Raw genomic sequence first — 20,828 nt, 5'->3', positions numbered from 1 at the left:
AATTTTTTCAATTTAAAGGGCCTAGGAATAATTTCTAGGCCCTTTATATATACGCATTTACAAATTAAAAAGCAGTCAGATTTTCATCCAACTGCTTTTCTTTATTTTTATTCATTAGTACGTGGCGTTAAATCAACGTCAACCAAGGGAATCGTCTTAGTATGCTTCGTAAACTTATAAGCAAAGTATAGAATCAAGAATAATGGTAAGGCCAGATAAGTCGTAATTAGCGCTGACCAGTTCCAGTTAGCCATTGAACCTGTAAATGAAGTTGCCCCTTGACCCAACATAATTACTAATGAGAGTAGCAAAGCAACAATTGGTCCAATTGGGAACCACTTAGCAGTGTACTTTAATTCTTTAACGCTATGCCCCTGCGCTACGAAAGCCCGACGGAAACGGAAGTGTGCAATTGCAATCCCAATCCAGGCAATGAAGCCAGAAAGACCCGAAGCACCAACTAAGTAGATATAAATCTCTGGGCCGGCAAAACTTGTCATGAAGGTAAACATACCAATCAAAAGCGTCAAGAGCAAACCAGCAACCGGCACTCCTGTCCGAATGTTAGCGCGTCCAAAAATTTTAGGCGCATGGCCTTCCTTAGCCATTGAATAAAGCATCCGCGACCCTGCATACAACCATGAGTTAGCCGATGAAATTACTGAAGTCAAAATAACTGCGTTCATAATCGAAGCCGCTGCGGCCAAACCAGCCTTTTGGAAAACCAAGGTGAAAGGTGAAACCGTAATATCTGAGTTGTTAGCTGATTGAAGCAATGATGGATCTTTATAGTAAATTAAGGCACCAATTACAAAGATTGACAAGAAGTAGAAAAGTAAGATTCGCCAAAAGACCTGACGAATTGCGTTTGGCACCGCATGTTCAGGATGTGCTGCTTCACCAGCCACGATTCCGACCATTTCAGTTCCTTGGAATGAGAAACCAGCAACCATGAAGACCGTTAGCCAGCCAGCCATTCCACCAACAAAGCCGTGCTTACCAGCCGTTAGGTTATGAACAACGTCTGGGTGATATGACATAACCCCGAAAATTGTTAGTAAACCAATGACCAAAAAGGCCAAAACTGCAATCACCTTAATTGAGGCCATCCAAAATTCGGATTCACCATATGCACGAGCTGAAGTTAGGTTAATTGCTAAAATCAGTACCAAAACAATCACCGACCAAATCCAGGTTGGCACATTTGGCAACCAGAACTTCATCACAACACCGACAGTGGCAACCTCAACCGCAACCGTAATTGCGGCGTTAAACCAGTAATTCCAACCCATCGCAAATCCAAAGGCATCATCAACGAAGCGTCCAGAAAAAGCCGCAAAGGAACCTGATATTGGCATATAGGCAGACATTTCACCCAGACCGGTCATCAAGAAGTAAACCATGATTCCAATCGCACTATAAGCCACTAACGCCCCTAAAGGACCAGCCTGTGCCACGGTCGCACCTGAGGCCACAAACAAACCAGTCCCAATCGTACCACCCAGTGCAATCATTGAGAGATGACGCGGCTTCATTGAGCGTTTCAAGTGCGGCTCACTGGTCGCACCTGCTTGCGCTTGGGTATCCGTGGATAATTCTGACATAATAACTCCTCCTAAAATAGAGAGGCCTACAAAACCTAAAAGAAAAACGCCATTTCCTTACAAAAAGAAAATAGCGCTTAAAATACTCTTAGTATTATCGATAGCGCTCCACAGCAGACAAATTTTGCTGTGACAATCCAAACGCTATTAACGTTTAGACCAATTTCAACTACCGTCATAGTCGAAATTTCGGCAACCGCTCCTTTCACTAGTTTCTCTGCCTACCGGCTCCACTAATTACTCTTATTGGTTGCGACCTCTATGTCTTTTCATCATGTTTTACATTGTAAAGTAATTTTTTAAGAATAGCAAGTCCTAATTTTAATTAGATTTTAATCAACCAAACTTCGCTTGATTCGTTCACTAAAAGCAATCGTGACTTCCCAAAGTGATTGATTGCTAGCTTGTGCCATGTCAGTCAACGTACGCTTTACTCCATGATTTTCGCCGATAAAAGTAACACGACTACCGACTGGTAATTCTTTAGGTAACGAAACCATTAACTGATCCATGGCAATTTGCCCAACAATTGGACAAGCAAACCCATCGACTAAAACCGTAAACCCTTTTTGTAAATTACGTGAAAGTCCATCTCCATAACCAATTGGGACGGTACCAATCCATTCTCCGGCGTAGGTCCGGTATTCATGACCATAAGAAATCCCATCGCCAGCTGGATGCTGTTGCACAAAAACAAGCTCACTTTCTAAAGTTATTACCGGCATCAGATAGTCATCAGCTCGGACAACCCCTTCAGAAGGCTCCATGCCATACACAACGGCTCCCGCTCGAATTGTTTGCGTGGGTATTTCAGCTGCATGATACATGGCTGCACCAGAGTTAGCCACATGCACCATTGGTGGCTGGGGAATCCCGTCAACTAAGCGGTGCCAATGGTCAACCTGTTCTTTAAAATAAGCTGTCGTACTAGTATCGGATTCGGCAAAATGCGTCATCAGACCGTGATAAACCAAATGACTAGCTTGCTTTTGTAAATAGTTAATTGCCTGTAAAAGTGGCGCCCGGTCACGAAAACCAATTCGACCCATACCGGTATCAACAGCTAGCGACACCAAGAGCTGGTCATTACTATCTGCCAGGAGTGCTTCCGCTTCGGTTAGCCAAGCTAGCGTACATACGGTCGCAATAATGCCAGCTTGCGCCATCACCTTAGCATATTTTACGTCCACAATCCCTAAAATCAAAATTGGCAGCGTAATTCCAGCTTCCCTTAGTGCTAAAGCCTCATCAAGCACTGCCACGGCCAAGCCTTCTGCGCCAGCTGCAACCGCCCCTTGGCTCATTGGTAAGATACCATAGCCGTAAGCATTAGCTTTGACCACAAAGAAAACTTGCTCTGCCTGTGCCTGCTTACGCACAACTGCTAAATTGTGCGCAATGGCGCTTTGTGAAACTGTGATTTTCGTGGGTCTTCTATCTGCAACAACCATAACTTTCCTCCAAAAAAGGTTCCCATTGCGTCTAACACAAGGGGAACCCGTCAACTTCGAAGAAAAGTCAATCCATCCAATAGCACCCCGTTGCATAATGACAACGACAGTCCAAAGCTTTTTCAACCCTGGCCCAGCCTCGTCCCTACCAAGAACAAGCCTTCGGCAGTCGCCCCTTTCAAATCACCTCAGTACCCTGGTAGGTTCAATGATTTTACTATTGTTGACTGCAACCTCTATTAATTAAATTTTAATTAGAATAACTTTAATCAATTTCTTTGTCAAGTTCTTTGAATTCTAAAACAGGTAACTAACAATTGTTAGTTACCTGTTTTATCTCAATTAAAAAATTCTAAACCGCGCTTGGCGCTTAGCAAGCAATTCACTTGCTGATAGTGCCTGGAGTCCGGTAATTTCCTTCACTAACATTGCTTTAAGGTTAGCAAAAACCCGAGGATGATTACGCCCCTCTGGAATAATCTGATCAACGACATGATTGGCCAATAAATCATCTGGAGTCAACCCCATAATTGCTGCCGCCTCATCTGAACGTTTGGCGTCCTTCCAAAGAATCGAAGCAAAGCCTTCCGGTGACAAGACTGAATAAGTTGCGTTTTTAAACATCCACACTTGGTCAGTTGTTGCCAAGGCCAAAGCCCCTCCAGAACCGCCTTCACCGTAAATAACCGCAATCATCGGTACTGGGAGCTTAAAGCTCTCTAAGATACTTTGCGCAATTACTGCTCCTTGCCCCTGATCTTCGGCGGTTTTACCAGGAAAGGCCCCTGGTGTATTAATCAAGGTAATAATTGGTCGCTTAAATTTGGCCGCTTGCTGCATTAAACGCAGTGCTTTACGATAGCCATCCGGTTCAGGTGAACCATTACGCTTCGCAAGCTTATCGCTTAAGCTGTCACCCTTATCAATTACGATTACCGTAACTGGTTGTCCAGCAAGTTCCGCGATACCACCGATAACACTTTGGTCATCACCAGAAAAACGGTCACCATGCAATTCAAAAAAGCCATCAAAAAGTCCGTCAATCAGCTCACGAGCACCAAAACGGTCTTCCCGCGCTTTTTTAACAACTTGCGCCGGCGTCAACTCTTTTCTAAATAAAGCCATCTAACTCTCCTTTACCGCTGGCTGATGCAGATGCAAAAGATGCGCTAAAGTGGCCGTTAAATCCTTACGTTGCACAATTGCGTCAATATAACCATGCTCCAATAATTGTTCTGCTCGTTGAAATTCTTTGGGTAATTTTTCATGAATTGTTTGCTCAATTACCCGACGACCAGCAAACCCAATTAAAGCATGGGGCTCAGCTAAAGTAACATCACCTTGCATAGCAAAGGAAGCCGTTACCCCACCCATGGTTGGGTCAGTTAGCACAACAATATAAGCCAGCCCAGCTGATTGATGTGTAGCCACCGCCGCTGATACCTTAGCCATTTGCATCAAAGACTTGATGCCCTCTTGCATTCGTGCACCACCAGAAGCGGCAAATAAAACCACTGGCAATTTATGCTGTGTTGCATACTCAAACAGACGGGTGATTTTCTCACCAGTGATTGTACCAAGTGAACCCATAATAAAGTATGAATCCATAATTGCCAAGGCTGTCTGCTCACCAACTAAGGTTGCTACCCCGGTCAAAACTGAATCGTTCAATTCAGTTTGCTGCCGAGCCCGGTTAAGTTTTTCTTCATAGCCTGGAAAATCATCGCCAACAATTTGAATCTCGGTATCAAATTCAGCAAAGTCATCCGTCATTAAAGCAACCCGTTCCCGTGCTTGCAAGCGGAAACCATAACCACAGTTACCACAAACACGGTAAGGTCCTAAAGCCTTTGAATAGCTTTGCGCCCCACAATACGGGCAGGCCAAAAATAAATCATCCGGAATACGATTATTTAAATCTTTATCCCGAAATATTTTGGGTTGCACGGCTTTTTTGGTAAATAATTCCATCGCCAATCCCCCTAATCTTCCTTAGCTTGATTTTCAAGCCAACGTGGCATGAACTCTTTTTCCAAGTAGCGGGTATCAAAGTACCCCCGTGCAACCGTCGAATCTTCAAGCAGATTAATTTGAAATTCTGCATTTGTTGAAACACCATGAATATCCAGCTCATTCAAAATTCGCTTCATCTTATCAATTGCAACTTCACGATTGTCGCCAGATGTCAAAAACTTTCCAATCATCGAATCATAAAATGGTTGAATCTGATCACCAGTATAAATTGCTGAATCAATTCGAACACCAGGTCCACCAGTTGGTAGAAAAACAAAATCAATCTTACCAGCACTAGGCGCAAAGTTATGCGCTGGTTGCTCAGCATTCAAACGCACTTCAATTGCATGACCGTTAACCTTAACATCATCTTGGGCAATCGCAAGATGTTCACCGGCGGCCACTTCGATTTGCATTCTGATCAAATCGATACCACTAACTAATTCAGTAACTGGATGTTCAACTTGAATCCGCGTGTTCATTTCCATGAAGTAAAAATTACCATCATGGTCTTGTAAAAATTCTAAGGTCCCAGTATTTTCATAATCAATGGCATCCGCTGCTTTAACTGCAATTTCACCTAACATTGCCCGCATCGCTGGTGTTACACCCAATGCTGGGCTTTCTTCCATGACTTTTTGGTTGTTACGCTGCAATGAGCAGTTACGTTCTGGAAAATAGACCGTAGCGCCATATTGGTCCCGCATAATCTGCATCTCAATATGCCGAACATTTTCCATAACTTTTTCAACGTACATATGGTTATCGCCAAAAGCGGCTTGGGCCTCACGTTGTGCGTCATCAAACTTATCAGCCAGTTCATCATCAGTATAGACAAAACGCATCCCTTTACCACCACCACCGGCGGCTGCTTTAAGCAACAAAGGATACCCTACACGATTAGCAACAATTTTCGCTTCACCCGCATCCTTAATAAAGCCATCAGAACCCGGAATCACCGGCACGCCGGCTTTACGCATTGATTCACGGGCATTCGCTTTGTTACCCATTAAACCAATTACTTGTGGACTAGGGCCAATCCACTTAATACCAACTGCTTGCACCATTTCGACAAACAATTCATTTTCTGACAAAAATCCGTAGCCTGGATGAATTGCTTCAGCCCCCGTTAATAACGCAGCCGAAACAATATTTTTCATATTTAAATATGAATCTTTAGACCGTGGTCCCCCAACCTTGATTGCTTCATCAGCCAATTTAACATGTAAACTATCTGAATCTGCTGAAGAGTAAATAGCAACCGATTGAATGCCCATTTCTTTTAGCGTTCGAATTATGCGAACAGCAATTTCGCCACGATTCGCTACTAACACTTTTTTGAACATATTAATCTCCAACAATAAATGTCAATTCTGCCGTTACGACCTTTTTCCCATCAACTGTAGCCACACCCTTACCGGTACCAATTGGTCCGCGCATGCGATCCAAAGTTACTTCAAGTTTAATCTGGTCACCTGGTCGCACCATTTGCCGATAACGAGCCTTTTTAATGCCACCAAAATAAACGGTTTTACCCTTAAATTCAGGCATTGAAAGTAAAGTTACTGCCCCAGTTTGTGCCAATGCTTCAATTGACAAGGCCCCTGGAAAGGTTGGGTCACCAGGAAAGTGACCCTGAAAAATCTCTTCATTTACTGATACGTTTTTTAAAGCAACTGCCCGCACACCTGGCTCAAGTTCCTCGACTGTATCGAGCATCAACATTGGATAACGGTGTGGCAGAATTGCTTGAATTTCTTTAACATTTAATACTGACATTTAAATCTCCCTATCCTTTAGGGTCAACCCGAAACATGGGCATATCAAATTCAACGACTTGATCTTCTTCAACTAGGACTTCGGTAATAACCCCAGCAATTTCTGACTTAACCGGTGTCATCAACTTCATTGCTTCAACAATTGCAACTTGCTCTCCAGCAACTACGCGATCCCCAACTGACTTGAAAGTCGGTGCGTCTGGATTAGGCCGTAAATAAACCGTACCAACTAATGGTGCGTTAATTGTTAAATCAGGCTTAGCCGCCTTTTTAAACGGCTCAACTGCTGGCGCACTTGCTTCCTGCACTTCAGGTGCAATCGAATTAACCACTGGCGCTGGTACAACTGCTGCTGGTAAGGCCGCATTCTCATTTTTACTTAGATGCAGACTAAAATCCCCGTCACTTAGTTCAAACTCTCGAAGACTTGAGTTTTCCAAGTCTTGAATTAACGCGCGAATTTCTTCTAAATTCATGGTCATAATTATGCGTCACCCCACTTTTTGAAGATAATCGCTGCATTATGTCCACCAAAACCATAGTTGGCTGACAATACATACTGTGCCACCTGCTTACGGTTATCAGCATTAACTAGCGTAACCCCGCTGGTTGCCGGGTCTTGCTCCGTTAAACCAACATTGACTGGTAACTCTTCGCGCAGCAGTGCGCCAATTGAAGCAATCGCCTCAATCGCACCAGCTGCCCCAAGCAAATGACCAGTCATCCCTTTAGTTGATGAAACATAAACATTATTTTCACCAAAAACTAACTCCATTGCTTTGGCCTCAGCTGCATCGTTAGCACCAGTAGCCGTACCATGAGCATTCACATAATCGATATCCGCTGGCTTAAGATTAGCATCGGCTAGAGCCAACTTAACTGAACCAGCCGGTCCACTTCCATCAGGAGTTGGGCTCGTCAAATGGTACGCATCTGAATTAGCACCGTAACCGACAACTTCAGCCAAAATCTTAGCACCACGGGCTTGTGCATGGTCAAGTGATTCTAAGATTAAAATACCAGAACCCTCACCCATTACAAAACCGTGGCGATTAAGATCAAAAGGCTTTGAAGCTTCCATTGGGTCAGGTTCGGTCGAAAGCGCCGTCAAAGCAGCAAAACCGGCGATACCAATTTCATTAACTGTGGCTTCTGAACCACCAGTAATCATAATATCGGCTTTACCAGCTTGAATCCGCCAAAAAGCCTCACCAATTGCATTAGTTGCTGATGCGCAAGCTGTTGAAAGGGTGTAGTTAACTCCTTTGGCGCCATAACGCATCGAAACATTACCTGATAGCATATTAGGAATTGAATTTGGCACAAACATTGGGCTAACCCGTTGTGGTCCCTTATCGTGCATCTTGATGACTTGTTCTTGAATTGTCGTCAATCCGCCGATTCCATTTCCCATAATCACACCAACCCGGTCAGGTTGCTCAAAGCCATCCGCCAAGCCAGCATTCTCTAAGGCTTCACCAGCAGCATGCACTGCATACTGGGCGAAAAGATCCATCTTACGTGATTCACGTTTACCAACCCGCGCAGCCGGGTCAAAGCCTTTAACTTCACCAGCAACGGCTACGCCCGTTTCACTAGCGTCAAACTTAGTAATGGGTGCAATTCCCACCTTACCAGCAAAGATACCATCTAGAAATTCTTCAGTTGTATTACCAACCGGCGTCACTGCGCCCAAACCTGTTACAACTACTCTTGTCATATTGTTTGTTCCTCCATTTGACTAGTAAAAAATAAAAAATTGAATAAGTGCAAATAATACTAGTTGTTTAGATATACAAACCACCATCAACAGTGATGACTTGTCCAGTAATGTACTCATTTTGAGCTAAAAACATGGCCGTTTGTGCAATTTCACTAGGGTCACCAATTCGGTGTAACGGAATCGCCTCAATCATGGCAGCTTGAACCCGTTCGGAAAGGCCAGATGTCATATCTGACATAATCATTCCCGGTGCAATTGCGTTGACTCTTACCCCTCTTTTAGCACCTTCACGTGCCAAGGTCTTAGTCATGCCAATTACACCGGCTTTAGAAGCCGCATAATTGACTTGACCAACATTGCCCATTTCGCCAACAACCGATGCCATATTAATAATTACACCGGAGCGTGCTCGCAGCATCTTTTTGAAAACTGGTTGGGTCACATTGAAAGTCCCATTCAAATTAACGTTAACAACATTTGCAAACTCAGCTGCTGACATCCCCATTGCTAATTTATCATCAACAATCCCGGCATTATTAACTAGGACATCTACGCTTTCAACTTGTTCATATAAATCATTAATTGCTGAACTTACACTATCGGCGTCTGCCAAATCAGCCTGCAAGGTTAAAGTATCAGCTGGAAAATCAGCCAATACTTCTGGGCTAACTGCTGAACGACCATGTAAAACAACTCTGGCACCAAGCTGACTAAAAAGCTTAGCAATTGCCAGTCCAATTCCACGAGTTGAGCCGGTAACTAAAACAACTTTATCTTTCAAATTCATAGAATCTGTCTACCTCCTAAATATTTAGCCTTGTGCTACTAAGTCAGCACGTAGCTTTTCATAACTTGCTAAATCATTCACGTTGTAACGCTTAACTTCTTTACCGACAATTTTGCGGGCAAACTTGCTCAAGGTATCTGATGGACCAAATTCAATCAACGTATCAATTTGTTCATCAGCAACCATTTTTTGCAAGGCTTGCGCAAAGAAAGTTGGTGCTACAATCTGCTTAAGCAAAGTTGCATGCACATCATCAAAGACTTGGCCGGTTGTATTTGAATAGACGGGATAAGCACTTTCACCAAATGTTTCATCCGCCAACCGCCCAGTTAACTCAGCCGCTGCACTCGCCAAAAGTGGCGTATGAAAGGCGCCAGAAACTGGCAGTTCAATCAACCGATTAACACCAGCATCTGTTAAGGCAGCCATTGCAGTATCTACATCAGCAGTAACCCCACCAAAAACCAATTGGTTAAAGGTATTATAGTTTGCAGGATAGACTTTTTTACCCGCTGCGACTAAATCTTGCAGTGTCTTTGTAATCAAAGCTTGGTCATCCGTCATCGCTGCCACCATTTTACCGGGGTGCGCTTCACCAGCAGCCTGCATATATGCTCCCCGGTCACGTACAATCGCAATCGCTTGGGCAAAATTAAAACTTCCCGCAATTGTTAGTGCTGAATATTCACCTAAACTTAGACCCAACGCTGCTTTAGGTTGTGGTAGCACATCAGCCAACGCGCGATAAATACCGACACTCATCGCTAAAATCGCTGCTTGTGCATAAGCAGTTTGTTGCAACTTATGCCCATTCATATTTACCTCAGCTTGTAGGTCATAACCTAAAATTGCTGAAGCTTCATCAATCGTCGCACGGTAGGCTGGAACTTCAGCATATAAATCAGCAGCCATCCCGACCTTTTGCGCTCCCTGACCGCTCATTAAAATTCCAATATTCATTTCATTCCTCAGAAACCCTAGCCGCTAAGCTAGGGTTTATAATCATATATTTTGGCATAACCCCGGTCACGTTTTTGCTAATTTTAAAGTCCAGCAAAGCAGTTTACCTACTTGTTATTACCCATTAAATCAGTAGCTTGCGTCCAAACATCATCAAGAATTGAAGCAACCGGCTTGAGTTCATGAATCATACCGGAAATTTGACCAGCCATAAAGGCACCGTCTTCTTTATTTCCATCAAGCACTGCTCGTCGTAAAGCGCCATTCTCGAGTTCTTCAATGGCGGCTGCATCCGGCTTTTCCTTTTGAATTTCAAAGCGTTCTTGCTTAACAAAGTTTTTTGACATCTTTGTTTTCAAAACGCGGGCCCGATTACCCAAAAGTTCGCCAGTAACTAAAGTGTCAATATCTTTAGCTTTAATTACGGCTGCCTTAAAGTCTGGGTGTACTTCAGATTCCTCAGAGGCTAAGAAACGTGTTCCCATCTGAATGCCAGATGCGCCAAGCATAAAGGCCGCTGCAGCTCCACGACCATCAGCAATTCCACCAGCAGCAATCACTGGAATATTAACTGCATCAACCACTTGTGGTACCAAAGTCATGGTGGTCAACATACCAATATGCCCACCTGATTCCATCCCCTCAGCGACAACTGCATCAACACCCTTCTTTTCCATCATCTTGGCTAGGCCAACCGAAGGAATAACAGGAATCACCAAAATTCCATGGGCGTGTAGTTCGTCAATAAATGGCGATGGATCACCGGCACCAGTTGCAACAACTCTGACGCCCTCTTCAATAATTACATCAAAGACCTCACGGATATGCCGCGAAAGCAACATTACATTGACCCCAAAAGGCTTATCTGTAATTGCACGGGCACGCTTAATTTCTTCACGAACCTTATCAGCTTTCCAATATCCAGTACCAATAATTCCCAAACCGCCTGCTTCAGAAACGGCACCAGCTAAGCGCCCAGTTCCCGCCCAGGCCATTCCACCCTGAATAATTGGGTATTTCATTCCTAATTTTTCAAATAATGGATTATTCAGCTCGATGCTCATTTACTTCCTCTTTCTTTCAGTTAACTACTTAGCTTCAACTTGCTCTTTAATTTTGTTAACTAAATCTTGAACTGTAACAATTTCTTCAGCAACTGCTAGCTTAATATCAAAATCATCTTCAACTCGGTTCAAAACTTCAAACAAGTCCAATGAATCTGCATCAATATCCTCAGCCATGTTTGTTTCCAACTTAACTTCATCATCTTCCAAATCAAATTGGTCAATCAAAATTTCTTTTACTTTGTCAAAAATTTCTACGTCAGTCATAATCTAATTTCCTCTTAATTCTAAATAATAAAATAAATACTTAAATAATTGCTTCTTATAATTGAATCAGCATTGTACCTACTGTTAGGCCGCCACCAAAACCAACCAAGGCAATTTTTTGACCACTATGGACCAAATTATTTGCCCTTAATTCATGCAGAAGAATACCAACACTAGCCGCACTAGTATTGCCATATTCCACCATGTTCATCGGAAATTTTTCAAGTGGTTGCTTAAAACGTTTAGCAATTGATTGAATAATCCGACTATTAGCTTGATGCAAAATAAATACATCAATGTCATCAGCCTGTAAGTCAGTCTGATCTAAAGCTCGTTGCAATGATGCAGGAACTTCACGGACCGCAAAATTGTAAACCTCGCGCCCGTTCATTTTAAAATAAGGATCAGCCAGTTTAAGCTCACCTGCAAAAGCATTTCGATTAGCTAGTTGGCCAGCAGTTAGAAACTCAGCCTTAGCACCGATTGATACTAAATCTTCAGCCAATAAGCCAACTGGTGCTTCAGTTCTTTCTAATAAGAAACCGGCTGCTCCATCGCCAAATAAAACAGCGGTGGATCGATCTTGCCAATCAACTAATTTTGACAAAACCTCTGCACCAATCACCAAGCCCCGTTGATAACGTGCTGTCAAGAGCGCGCTTGCTGTACTAAGTGCAAACACCAAACCTGAGCAGGCGGCCGAAAGATCGTAAGCAAAGGCTCGTTCAGCACCAATGGCACCTTGAACAATTGAAGCTGTATTAGGTGATAAGCTATCTGGTGACATGGTTGCTACAATAATAAAATCCAAATCAGTAGCTGATAGGCCACTGTCAACTAACAATTGCTTAGCCACTTGAATTGCTAAATCGCTAGTATCTTCATTCGTAACAATATGCCGATTATGAATACCCGTCCGCGTATAGATCCACTCATCAGAAGTATCCATCATCGTTGCCAGCTCATCATTTGAAACAACTCGTGACGGAACTGCAACTGCTGAATGACTTATTACAAATTTTTCCATAATTCACCCAAATCCAAGCGTTGATAAGGCATGCAGATAATTCTGAAGATTAACAACAATATCCCGCGCCATTTGCTCGTTAGTATTAGCTCCTGCTAGCAATTGGTGTGTTAAAGCACGATGAAAGGCTTCATGCGCCCGGAAGACTGTTCTCCCACGATGTGTCAAGGAAAGAAAGACTACCCGTCGATCATTTTCATCACGCCGACGTTCTACATATCCTTTCTTGACCAACTTATCAATTGCACTAGTGGTTGCACTAGGACTTAAATGAACCTCTTCGGCAACTTGCGAGGCCATCTTCCGGTCATACATCGAGATGGCCGCAATCATGTGCATATCTTTAATTGAAATGTCCTTGAACTGGGAAGCTTTTAAAGAGGCTTCCTCAATCCACATTACATTGTTAAAAACATCAACTAGGGCATCGTTGATTTCTTCAAAAGTCATCTTACTAGCCTCTGTCATACCCTGTACTCCATCAGTTATTTTTGGTCAGGCGATACAACAAACATTAGTTCAGCCTGCGTTGCTGTTTTATCACCAACTTTAGCTTCAACCTTTACTGTACCCATATTTTCCCGTAAATTACCAAATTTTACATGCAGTTTTAAGACATCGCCCGGACGAACCATCTGCTTAAATTTAGCATTATCAATTCCCGTCATATAGGCTGTTTTACCTTTAAACTGTGGTGAAGATAATATCAAAATTGAAGCTGCCTGGGCTAATGACTCAATAATTAATACACCCGGCATAACTGGATTTCCAGGAAAGTGCCCCTGAAAAAATTGTTCATTAATCGTAACATTTTTAGTTGCAATCAATCTGTCGTCCGGTATCATCTCATCAACATAATCCATATAAAGAATTGGATAGCGATTAGGAATCAACTGCATAATTTCTGTTGCATTTAACACTGCCAATGGATTGTTCTCCTTTCTTAGATAGTTCGATTATCGAAATAATCGACTCTCAAATCATAATTCTTGAACACTTCATTGTCAACTGTCTAACTTTTTACAAAATATATGATTTTGTTCAGAATAAAAAGAGGTGGGGATATATAATCCCTACCTCTTTAATCTTGTTCTGGTATTTATAAATTTTGAAAATCAACAATTATTAGACTTCCAAACCAACGCGCTTAAAAATTTCATCGATATGCTTCAAATGCCAGTGATAGTCAAAAGCATCCGCAATTTCTTCAGCCGTCAAAACTTGTGTAATTTTTGGTTCAGCCTCAACTAAGGTTCTAAACTGAATCTGCTCATCCCAAGCACGTGCAGTTAAGGGTTGAACCGTATCATAAGCTGCTTCGCGTGAAAGTCCCTTATCAATTAGTTTAAGTAAGAGGCGTTGTGAATAAATCAAACCATAAGTGCGTCCCATATTCTTGAACATCGTTTCAGGGAATACTTTTAGCCCCGTCAGAATCTGATTCATCCGATTCAACATATAGTCCAAAAGCGTTGTTGCATCTGGAAGAATAATCCGCTCAGCTGAAGAATGCGAAATATCACGTTCGTGCCACAAAGCAACGTCCTCAAAGGCAGGCGTAACATAGCCACGCAGAACTCGAGCTAGGCCAGTCACGTTTTCAGACGAAATTGGGTTCCGCTTGTGGGGCATTGACGAAGAACCTTTTTGCCCATTACCAAAGCTTTCTTCAACTTCATGAATCTCAGAGCGTTGCAGTGAACGTAACTCAGTGGCAATTTCTTCAAGTGAGGTACCAATCAATGCTAAGGTGGTCAAATAATCTGCGTGTAAATCTCGTGGTAGTACCTGTGAACCAATTGCTTGTGGTTCTAAGCCAAGTTCATTCATCGCTGCCACTTCAACTTCTGGCGGTACGTTGGCAAAGGTTCCCACAGCACCAGATAGTTTACCTGTTTGCATCGCTTTTGCAACACGATCAAAACGTTCAATATTACGTTGCATTTCAGCATAGAAACGCGCCATTTTCAAGCCGAAAGTTGTTGGCTCGGCATGAACCCCATGGGTCCGTCCCATCATAACTGTATCTTTATATTCTAGAGCAAGTTTGGCTAAAGTCGCAGTCAAAGTCGTTAAATCAGTCCTAAGTAACTGATTGGCTTCACGTAAGCGTAAGGCCTGTGCTGTATCAACAACATCGGTCGAAGTTAGCCCATAGTGAATCCACTTTTTTTCATCCCCTAAAGAGGCTGAAACATTACGCGTAAATGCAACAACATCATGTTTAGTCTGTAATTCTAAACTAGCAATTTCTGCAACATCAAAATTAGCCTTATCTCGGATTGCAGCTAAATCAGCGGCGGGAACCAAGCCTGCGACCTGCCAACCAGCTGTAACAGCAATTTCTACTTCAAGCCAAGTTTTATACTGATTTTCTAGCGACCAAATACTTTGCATCGCTGGCCTTGCATATCGATCAATCATTTTTTCTCCTACAATAGCGAATATTACTTACGATTACTTCTCTATTTTACGCTAAAACACGGACTTTATTCAAGTACTAACCCTTTAAAAAGCAAAAAACATTCGAATAACCGAATGTTTTTGTTTTTTTCAATTTATTTTTAGTGGAAAACCATTCCACCATCTGTAACTAGCGTCTGTCCGGTCATATAGCTTGAATCATGGCCAGCTAAAAAGGCTACACCACTGGCAACTTCTTCGGGTTCAGACAAACGGCCAAGGGCAATTCCATCAGAGAATTGTTCCATACCCCATTCATCAGACTTACCCGCGTTTTGGCCTACTTCATGAGCAATATCAAACATCATCGGTGTCTTAACGATTCCAGGCGCGAAGGCATTGACTGTAATTCCCAATGGTGCCAATTCTTTAGCAGTTGTTTGGGTAATTCCACGAATTGCAAATTTACTTGCACCATAGACCGTCAAGTTTGGATTTCCTTCAACCCCAGCTTGTGAAGTTGCATTAATGATCTTACCACCATGTTTAAGTTGCTTGAAGGCCTCAACCGCGGCTTGGATTCCCCATACAGTTCCTTTGATATTAATATCAAAGGTCCAATCAATAGTTTCTTCATCAACTTCCATAATTGGTGTTGTTGGGGCAACCCCTGCGTTATTAATCATAACCGTTAAGTCACCAAAAGCCTCAATTGTTTTAGCCACACCAGCAAAAACATCTTCACGCTTAGCCACATCAGCTAATACTGGTAAAGCTGCATTTGGGTGAATGGCGTTAATCTCATTAGCAACCCGTTCCAATTTTGATAAAGTCCTACCGACTACGGCAACTTTAAAGCCATCGTCCGCTAAACGTTTTACAATTGCTTCACCAATTCCTTGACCTGCACCAGTTACAAAAGCTACTTCAGTCATGATCCAATCCTCCATCACATTACGTGAATAAATTAACATTATTTTTTACCAATATACTACATAAATCTAGTTATGTAAACGGTTTAAATTATTTGTTTAATCTAAATATTGTATTAGTTAATTTCAAAGAGCCTAAGGCATTCTTTATAAAACAGCTATACCTATATAACAAATTTGTGTATTTTTAACAAAAATAAAAGTCGTAAGGTCAAAACCTTACGACTTCTAACAATTAACTTAATTATGTTAATATTGACAATCTTTTATTTACTTAGAACTAGTTGAAGCTGACGTTGCATCAGTCTTCATGGCCGCTGCTGCTGCCGAATATTGTTGTAAGACATTCTTTAAGTCAGAATCCTTAATAGTAACATCTGCCTTAGCTAATTCTTCACCGATGATTCCCTGAACCGTTGATTGATCCTTCATCGTAGCATCTAACTTGATTTCTACCATCTTCGAACGCAAATTTTCAAATGACTTCTTATTATCTACAGAGTTTAACTTAACAATGTAGTAGGTACCAGTTGTTGATTGTACAGGTGTCTTGGTATATTCACCCTTCTTTAAACCAGCCGCTGCTTTTACAACATTAGCATCAACTGTTGTGCTAGTTGAATCAAAACTTGGCATTTTACCACCATTATCTTTAGTTGCGCTATCAGTTGAATTATTCTTAGCTAAATCAGCAAAGTCGCTACCGCCATCCAATTGGCTAATCAAATCTTTAGCCTTACTCTCATCAGCAACTTGAATTACTGACACGTCCATATTAGGTGTGTAGTCGTTATAAGCTTGCTTTAGTTGAGCAGTGGTAAATTTAGAATGTGCTTTAACAGCTGCCCGTTCTAATGCTTGTAGGCGAAGTGACTGGCGGAAAGTTGTTTCTGTCAATCCATTGGTTGAAAGCTGTGAGGCAAAGTTTGCTCCATACTCTGATTGTACTGAAGAATATGATGCATCAATATCCTTATTGCTAACTTCCTTACCATAATTCTTCTCTAATACTTTTTGAATAATCATATTAGCCATCGTCTGCTGACCAGCTGACGTTTGTTTAACGCTACTAAGGTATTGAGCCTCTGTCACAGAACCGGCGTTTGATACTGCAAGGGTTTTACTACCACCTAGGCCCCAAATTGCTAGTCCAACTGCCGCTCCGACAACTACCAAAATTGCAATTATTTTTTTCCACATTGGGAATAACCTCTTTCATTTTTATCTATCTTCTTAATTTTACCATATCTATTTAACTTCATCGTTTTTCAAGGCATAATAGCGTGCACCCATCGCAAAGGGGCCATTATCCAACTCACCACTGATTTTCAAATGGCCAATCATATCAGCTTTAGCATACCGTAGCGTAGCCGTTGGCATCGGCCAGGCATGATCTAACCAATGGGCTAATAGCTCATAATCTGCCTCTGTCACTCGTTCAATCATGAAACGGACCACCATTCGAATCCATGAAACACCTGTGACCTTTTCCATAAAGTTTAGGTGCATAAAGGGCATTGGCCGAATATCATCTGCTGTAATAGTCCGCTCAATAGGTAAACGATCAACAATTAATTGATACATACCCGGCGTCACTATCGTTAGCTTAGGTTTAGGCAAAGTGTCTAAGAGATGTTGCGTTAATGCATTTTGATCTAACATAATCCCTTGATTGTCTTGATGACCAATTGCTATGATATGCAAATCCTTCCCATCATAGAAATAGTTAATAACAGTTTGTTCCCCATCACCTAAAACACTCGCTGGTAGATATTTATCTTTAGCAATTACTTTGACGCGAATTCCCATCTCACGTAAGGAGCTAATCAGCTTGATTCGATTACCTGGTACAAAGACCCTTGTTGGTTGCTCAACCTCAATAACATTCATCACATCTGAAATTTCCAATGGTTCAAAATAATGTTTGTCTGCTAATCGCGGAATTGCTGTTAAGTCGTGCGGGTTATTATTCATAATAATCGTCTTAATTTGATTATTACCTAGCTCCTCAGCCACTGATGCCATAACATTTGAAGCCGCAGCACCATCGCCAAGACGAAAAGCACCGGCACCAATAACCAAAGCAGAATCAGTTCCCAAGCGTGTTGTTTCATTTTCGGTTTCAAAAGTTGAATAGAATTGAGAAACGGCCTCTTCAAATTCACCAGCTGATGGTTCAAAGGCCTTATAGGTTGGTAAGATTCCGTTATCCCAACGATAACGTCGAATATTAGGATAAGTATCACGCCATAAACGTGCAATTAGGCCATCTGATAAACCATAATATTTTGCATCCTTTAACACATCAGCGTTAAAAACATTTTCACTGACGGCTCGTTCTAACTGCATAATATTTCTTAACTTATAAAAATAGAAAGCGTCGATTTTAGTTAATTCAGCTAACTCATCTACTGTATATCCTCTTTTGAGCGCCTCTAAAAGCACCAAAATACGGTTATCACGTGGATAAATTAATTGTTCGATAATTTCGTTATCACTCAAAGCGTTCATTACAGTGGGCGAAAATGAACGATTCGAAAAGTGTGCTGCACGTAAGGATTTTTCTAATGCCTCTTCTAGAGAACGTCCAACTCCAATTGTTGCACCAACAGATTTTTGCACCGTATCAAGCCGATGTTGCGCTGTTTGTCCACTCTCTTCTAATTCATCAAAGGGGAAAACTGGGAAGCGCATTACAATATGATCCATTGACGGTTCAATCAATGCCGTATATTTTGCATAATTACTTGGAATCTGTGTTTTTTCTAGAGTTTCACCAAGCATTAAACCTGTCATTACCGGAACTAGTGGATAGCCAGTTGCCGTCGTAACTAGAGCCGCCCCTCGATCATAATAAGGGGTAATTCTGGTCACAACATAGCGTTCGCTATCCTTTGCAACAGCAAAACGAACTTCCAAAACTCCGGTCACTTCAAAGCCACGCGCTAGAATAAAAGCAGTCTGCCTAAGTCTTTGATAGAGTGGATCAGGCAAAGTTTGAATCGGTGTTACAGCAATCGAATCTGCTGTATGAATTCCCACTGGGTCTAAGTCTTCGATTCCACCGACAACTAGCATGGTATCGTGGCGATCACGGACCACAACTAAGGAAATCTCTTGATAACCAGCAATGCTCTGATCAATATTCACCTGCTTGGTCAACGAGCGCGCAAGTGCACGTTCAGCAGCAGCCTCTAATTCGTCAGCACTCTCAATTTGCAAACGCAAAGTTTGCCCCATCGGAGCAACCGGTCGAACAACAACTGGGAATTCAAAATCACGGGCCGCATCAAAAACTTCTTCCATATTTGAAGCTAAACGAGTTTTAATCACCGGCTGCTTTAGTTGTGCTAAACGCTCTTGTAATATTTTTGAATTTTGGACTGCTCCCATTAAAACAGGACGGATTCCTAAAATCTTGGGTGCATTGTCGCCAAGAATTTCTACAACTTCCTCAACAAGTCTAATTGCGGTTAAGCCACCAACCGTTGGAAAAATCGCCGTGATATTATAATCGGTAATTGCCTGTAAAATGTTATTGGTAGTTACCTCAGTTTGAATCGCTACAATATCATGTCGCCCTAAAGTAAAACTAAAAGGATTATCATCAATTATGAACACTTCATATTTGCGTGCTAAAAGAGTATCTGCTACTTGAAAGCTTGCTGCATCTCCCTCTGTTTCCTGGCCAAAATCATTAGCTGATCCACCAATTAGCAAAATTCGTTCAACCATTAAACTATGCCTTCCTTTCGCATTGTGACCATTTCCATAAACTCAGCAAAAACTTGCGTTGCTTCAATGGGCCCCGGTGCTGCATCTGGAAAGAATTGAACTGAAAATGCTGGGTAATCACGATGTCGTAAGCCCTGGATTGTATTATCAGTTAAATCAATATGCGTAATTAACAAAGGAAGATTTGTTAAGGATTCAGCATCAACCCCAAATCCCTGACCCTGAGCAGCAAAGATAACCCGATTGGTAATCTGTTCTCGAATTGGATGGTTCATCCCGTGACGTTCAACGGCAATTTTATTCAAACTAGCCCCATTAGCTAAAGCGAAGAGTTCATGTCCTAATCCCACACCAAATAACGGTACCCGTTCTTGGTAATACCTAATTAAATCTAAAACATCGCTAGATAAGTTTCTTGGGTCGCCAGGACCTGCAGATAGCACTATGCCATCCGGATCCAAATTTGCTACTTCCTCAATCGTTGCTGTAGGTGGCAACACCGTAACATTTGCATCAAAATCACTTAATACTCGTAACAGACCACTCTTAAGTCCAAAATCAATTACAACCACATTTGCACCACGCCCAGGATTTGCATAAGCCTTCGGCGTTGCAACCTGCTGAACTTGTTTAGTCGTTAAGACCATTGCTGATAATTGGTCAAAAGCATGTTGATCAGCGATATCTACAATCGACGCTTTTTGTGTCCCCGTCTTACGTAGATGGCGAGCCAAAGCTCGCGTATCAATTTTAGAAATTCCAGGAATATTGTGTCTCTTTAAATAAGCATCAAGTGACATCTGCTGTAAACGATTAGTGGATACCTCAGCTACTTCACGCGCAATAATTCCCTTTACAACCGGCGTAATTGACTCATCAGCTCGATGATTAATTCCCGCTGCACCAATTGTTGGCGTTGTAAATGTAATAAACTGATTATGATAGATTGGATTTGTAATCACTTCTTGATAACCAGTCATTGCAGTATGGAAAACAATTTCACCAAACGTTGTTGCCGGCGCACCAAAAGCTTCGCCACTAAAAGTGGTACCATCCTGTAAAATTAAGAACCGCTTAGCCATAA

The 20,828-nt window shown here is 42.0% G+C and carries 20 protein-coding genes and 2 riboswitches; all 20 genes read right to left on the bottom strand.

Annotation, left to right across the window (positions count from 1 at the left end; genetic code table 11):
* Positions 1 to 107 precede the first annotated feature (107 nt).
* Complete coding sequence (locus tag TT13_RS08760; RefSeq protein ID WP_045477053.1) at positions 108 to 1,604, bottom strand: amino acid permease; 1,497 nt, start codon at positions 1,602 to 1,604, stop codon at positions 108 to 110.
* A 93-nt stretch (positions 1,605 to 1,697) separates the two neighbouring features.
* Positions 1,698 to 1,874, bottom strand: a riboswitch (Lysine riboswitch).
* A 62-nt stretch (positions 1,875 to 1,936) separates the two neighbouring features.
* A complete protein-coding gene (gene alr, locus TT13_RS08755) occupies positions 1,937 to 3,055 on the bottom strand; it encodes an alanine racemase (protein ID WP_027699634.1) in 1,119 nt (372 codons plus the stop codon).
* A 72-nt stretch (positions 3,056 to 3,127) separates the two neighbouring features.
* A riboswitch (Lysine riboswitch) is annotated at positions 3,128 to 3,302 on the bottom strand.
* A 95-nt stretch (positions 3,303 to 3,397) separates the two neighbouring features.
* On the bottom strand, positions 3,398 to 4,180 hold the full coding sequence (gene accA / locus TT13_RS08750) for a carboxyltransferase subunit alpha (RefSeq protein WP_027699633.1): 783 nt from the start codon (positions 4,178 to 4,180) through the stop codon (positions 3,398 to 3,400).
* Positions 4,181 to 5,026, bottom strand: a complete 846-nt coding sequence (locus TT13_RS08745; RefSeq protein WP_027699632.1) for an acetyl-CoA carboxylase carboxyltransferase subunit beta — start codon at positions 5,024 to 5,026, stop codon at positions 4,181 to 4,183.
* A gap of 11 nt (positions 5,027 to 5,037) precedes the next feature.
* Positions 5,038 to 6,414: an acetyl-CoA carboxylase biotin carboxylase subunit gene (gene accC / locus TT13_RS08740; protein ID WP_027699631.1), complete on the bottom strand. Its 1,377-nt coding sequence runs from the start codon at positions 6,412 to 6,414 to the stop codon at positions 5,038 to 5,040.
* A 1-nt stretch (position 6,415) separates the two neighbouring features.
* Positions 6,416 to 6,847, bottom strand: a complete 432-nt coding sequence (gene fabZ / locus TT13_RS08735) for a 3-hydroxyacyl-ACP dehydratase FabZ (protein ID WP_027699630.1) — start codon at positions 6,845 to 6,847, stop codon at positions 6,416 to 6,418.
* A 10-nt stretch (positions 6,848 to 6,857) separates the two neighbouring features.
* The gene (accB, locus tag TT13_RS08730; RefSeq protein ID WP_027699629.1) at positions 6,858 to 7,328 is read right to left on the bottom strand and encodes an acetyl-CoA carboxylase biotin carboxyl carrier protein; all 471 of its coding nucleotides are present in this window, start codon (positions 7,326 to 7,328) and stop codon (positions 6,858 to 6,860) included.
* Between the two features lie 2 nt (positions 7,329 to 7,330).
* Complete coding sequence (gene fabF, locus TT13_RS08725) at positions 7,331 to 8,566, bottom strand: beta-ketoacyl-ACP synthase II (protein ID WP_027699628.1); 1,236 nt, start codon at positions 8,564 to 8,566, stop codon at positions 7,331 to 7,333.
* A 67-nt stretch (positions 8,567 to 8,633) separates the two neighbouring features.
* Positions 8,634 to 9,356 (bottom strand): 3-oxoacyl-ACP reductase FabG, encoded by a 723-nt coding sequence (gene fabG / locus TT13_RS08720; RefSeq protein ID WP_027699627.1) that lies wholly within the window; start codon positions 9,354 to 9,356, stop codon positions 8,634 to 8,636.
* Positions 9,357 to 9,380: 24 nt separating this feature from the next.
* Entirely contained in the window at positions 9,381 to 10,316 is a 936-nt protein-coding gene (locus tag TT13_RS08715) for an ACP S-malonyltransferase (RefSeq protein WP_027699626.1), read from the bottom strand.
* A 107-nt stretch (positions 10,317 to 10,423) separates the two neighbouring features.
* The gene (locus TT13_RS08710; RefSeq protein ID WP_027699625.1) at positions 10,424 to 11,380 is read right to left on the bottom strand and encodes a DUF561 domain-containing protein; all 957 of its coding nucleotides are present in this window, start codon (positions 11,378 to 11,380) and stop codon (positions 10,424 to 10,426) included.
* A 24-nt stretch (positions 11,381 to 11,404) separates the two neighbouring features.
* Positions 11,405 to 11,647, bottom strand: coding sequence for an acyl carrier protein (locus tag TT13_RS08705; RefSeq protein ID WP_027699624.1), 243 nt, complete (start codon positions 11,645 to 11,647; stop codon positions 11,405 to 11,407).
* 55 nt (positions 11,648 to 11,702) lie between these two features.
* On the bottom strand, positions 11,703 to 12,674 hold the full coding sequence (locus TT13_RS08700; RefSeq protein WP_027699623.1) for a beta-ketoacyl-ACP synthase III: 972 nt from the start codon (positions 12,672 to 12,674) through the stop codon (positions 11,703 to 11,705).
* 3 nt (positions 12,675 to 12,677) lie between these two features.
* Positions 12,678 to 13,142, bottom strand: a complete 465-nt coding sequence (locus TT13_RS08695; protein WP_027699622.1) for a MarR family winged helix-turn-helix transcriptional regulator — start codon at positions 13,140 to 13,142, stop codon at positions 12,678 to 12,680.
* 17 nt (positions 13,143 to 13,159) lie between these two features.
* On the bottom strand, positions 13,160 to 13,600 hold the full coding sequence (gene fabZ, locus TT13_RS08690) for a 3-hydroxyacyl-ACP dehydratase FabZ (RefSeq protein WP_027699621.1): 441 nt from the start codon (positions 13,598 to 13,600) through the stop codon (positions 13,160 to 13,162).
* 199 nt (positions 13,601 to 13,799) lie between these two features.
* Positions 13,800 to 15,098, bottom strand: coding sequence for an adenylosuccinate lyase (gene purB, locus TT13_RS08685; RefSeq protein WP_027699620.1), 1,299 nt, complete (start codon positions 15,096 to 15,098; stop codon positions 13,800 to 13,802).
* A 140-nt stretch (positions 15,099 to 15,238) separates the two neighbouring features.
* Positions 15,239 to 16,012, bottom strand: a complete 774-nt coding sequence (locus TT13_RS08680) for a (S)-acetoin forming diacetyl reductase (protein ID WP_027699619.1) — start codon at positions 16,010 to 16,012, stop codon at positions 15,239 to 15,241.
* 267 nt (positions 16,013 to 16,279) lie between these two features.
* Positions 16,280 to 17,209, bottom strand: a complete 930-nt coding sequence (locus tag TT13_RS08675) for a peptidylprolyl isomerase (RefSeq protein WP_045477050.1) — start codon at positions 17,207 to 17,209, stop codon at positions 16,280 to 16,282.
* Positions 17,210 to 17,257: 48 nt separating this feature from the next.
* Positions 17,258 to 19,744 (bottom strand): ATP-binding protein, encoded by a 2,487-nt coding sequence (locus tag TT13_RS08670; RefSeq protein WP_027699618.1) that lies wholly within the window; start codon positions 19,742 to 19,744, stop codon positions 17,258 to 17,260.
* Positions 19,744 to 20,826, bottom strand: coding sequence for a carbamoyl phosphate synthase small subunit (locus TT13_RS08665; RefSeq protein ID WP_027699617.1), 1,083 nt, complete (start codon positions 20,824 to 20,826; stop codon positions 19,744 to 19,746). The genes TT13_RS08670 and TT13_RS08665 overlap by 1 nt, the downstream gene beginning before the upstream one ends.
* Positions 20,827 to 20,828 lie beyond the last annotated feature (2 nt).

The sequence above is a fragment of the Weissella oryzae SG25 genome (assembly GCF_000691805.2).
Classification (GTDB): Bacteria; Bacillota; Bacilli; order Lactobacillales; family Lactobacillaceae; genus Weissella; species Weissella oryzae.
Note: the sequence above shows the minus strand (reverse complement) of the source record. Positions and strands in the feature narration are given on the sequence as shown.

Coding starts and splice junctions, on each gene's coding strand:
- TT13_RS08710 (WP_027699625.1), bottom strand. CDS start 11,380: ATGAGCATCGAGCTGAATAATCCATTATTTGAAAAATTAGGAATGAAA.
- fabG (WP_027699627.1), bottom strand. CDS start 9,356: ATGAATTTGAAAGATAAAGTTGTTTTAGTTACCGGCTCAACTCGTGGA.
- TT13_RS08695 (WP_027699622.1), bottom strand. CDS start 13,142: ATGACAGAGGCTAGTAAGATGACTTTTGAAGAAATCAACGATGCCCTA.
- TT13_RS08675 (WP_045477050.1), bottom strand. CDS start 17,209: ATGTGGAAAAAAATAATTGCAATTTTGGTAGTTGTCGGAGCGGCAGTT.
- fabF (WP_027699628.1), bottom strand. CDS start 8,566: ATGACAAGAGTAGTTGTAACAGGTTTGGGCGCAGTGACGCCGGTTGGT.
- TT13_RS08680 (WP_027699619.1), bottom strand. CDS start 16,012: ATGACTGAAGTAGCTTTTGTAACTGGTGCAGGTCAAGGAATTGGTGAA.
- TT13_RS08715 (WP_027699626.1), bottom strand. CDS start 10,316: ATGAATATTGGAATTTTAATGAGCGGTCAGGGAGCGCAAAAGGTCGGG.
- accA (WP_027699633.1), bottom strand. CDS start 4,180: ATGGCTTTATTTAGAAAAGAGTTGACGCCGGCGCAAGTTGTTAAAAAA.
- TT13_RS08665 (WP_027699617.1), bottom strand. CDS start 20,826: ATGGCTAAGCGGTTCTTAATTTTACAGGATGGTACCACTTTTAGTGGC.
- TT13_RS08700 (WP_027699623.1), bottom strand. CDS start 12,674: ATGGAAAAATTTGTAATAAGTCATTCAGCAGTTGCAGTTCCGTCACGA.
- purB (WP_027699620.1), bottom strand. CDS start 15,098: ATGATTGATCGATATGCAAGGCCAGCGATGCAAAGTATTTGGTCGCTA.
- accB (WP_027699629.1), bottom strand. CDS start 7,328: ATGACCATGAATTTAGAAGAAATTCGCGCGTTAATTCAAGACTTGGAA.
- TT13_RS08760 (WP_045477053.1), bottom strand. CDS start 1,604: ATGTCAGAATTATCCACGGATACCCAAGCGCAAGCAGGTGCGACCAGT.
- fabZ (WP_027699630.1), bottom strand. CDS start 6,847: ATGTCAGTATTAAATGTTAAAGAAATTCAAGCAATTCTGCCACACCGT.
- TT13_RS08745 (WP_027699632.1), bottom strand. CDS start 5,026: ATGGAATTATTTACCAAAAAAGCCGTGCAACCCAAAATATTTCGGGAT.
- alr (WP_027699634.1), bottom strand. CDS start 3,055: ATGGTTGTTGCAGATAGAAGACCCACGAAAATCACAGTTTCACAAAGC.
- TT13_RS08670 (WP_027699618.1), bottom strand. CDS start 19,744: ATGGTTGAACGAATTTTGCTAATTGGTGGATCAGCTAATGATTTTGGC.
- accC (WP_027699631.1), bottom strand. CDS start 6,414: ATGTTCAAAAAAGTGTTAGTAGCGAATCGTGGCGAAATTGCTGTTCGC.
- TT13_RS08705 (WP_027699624.1), bottom strand. CDS start 11,647: ATGACTGACGTAGAAATTTTTGACAAAGTAAAAGAAATTTTGATTGAC.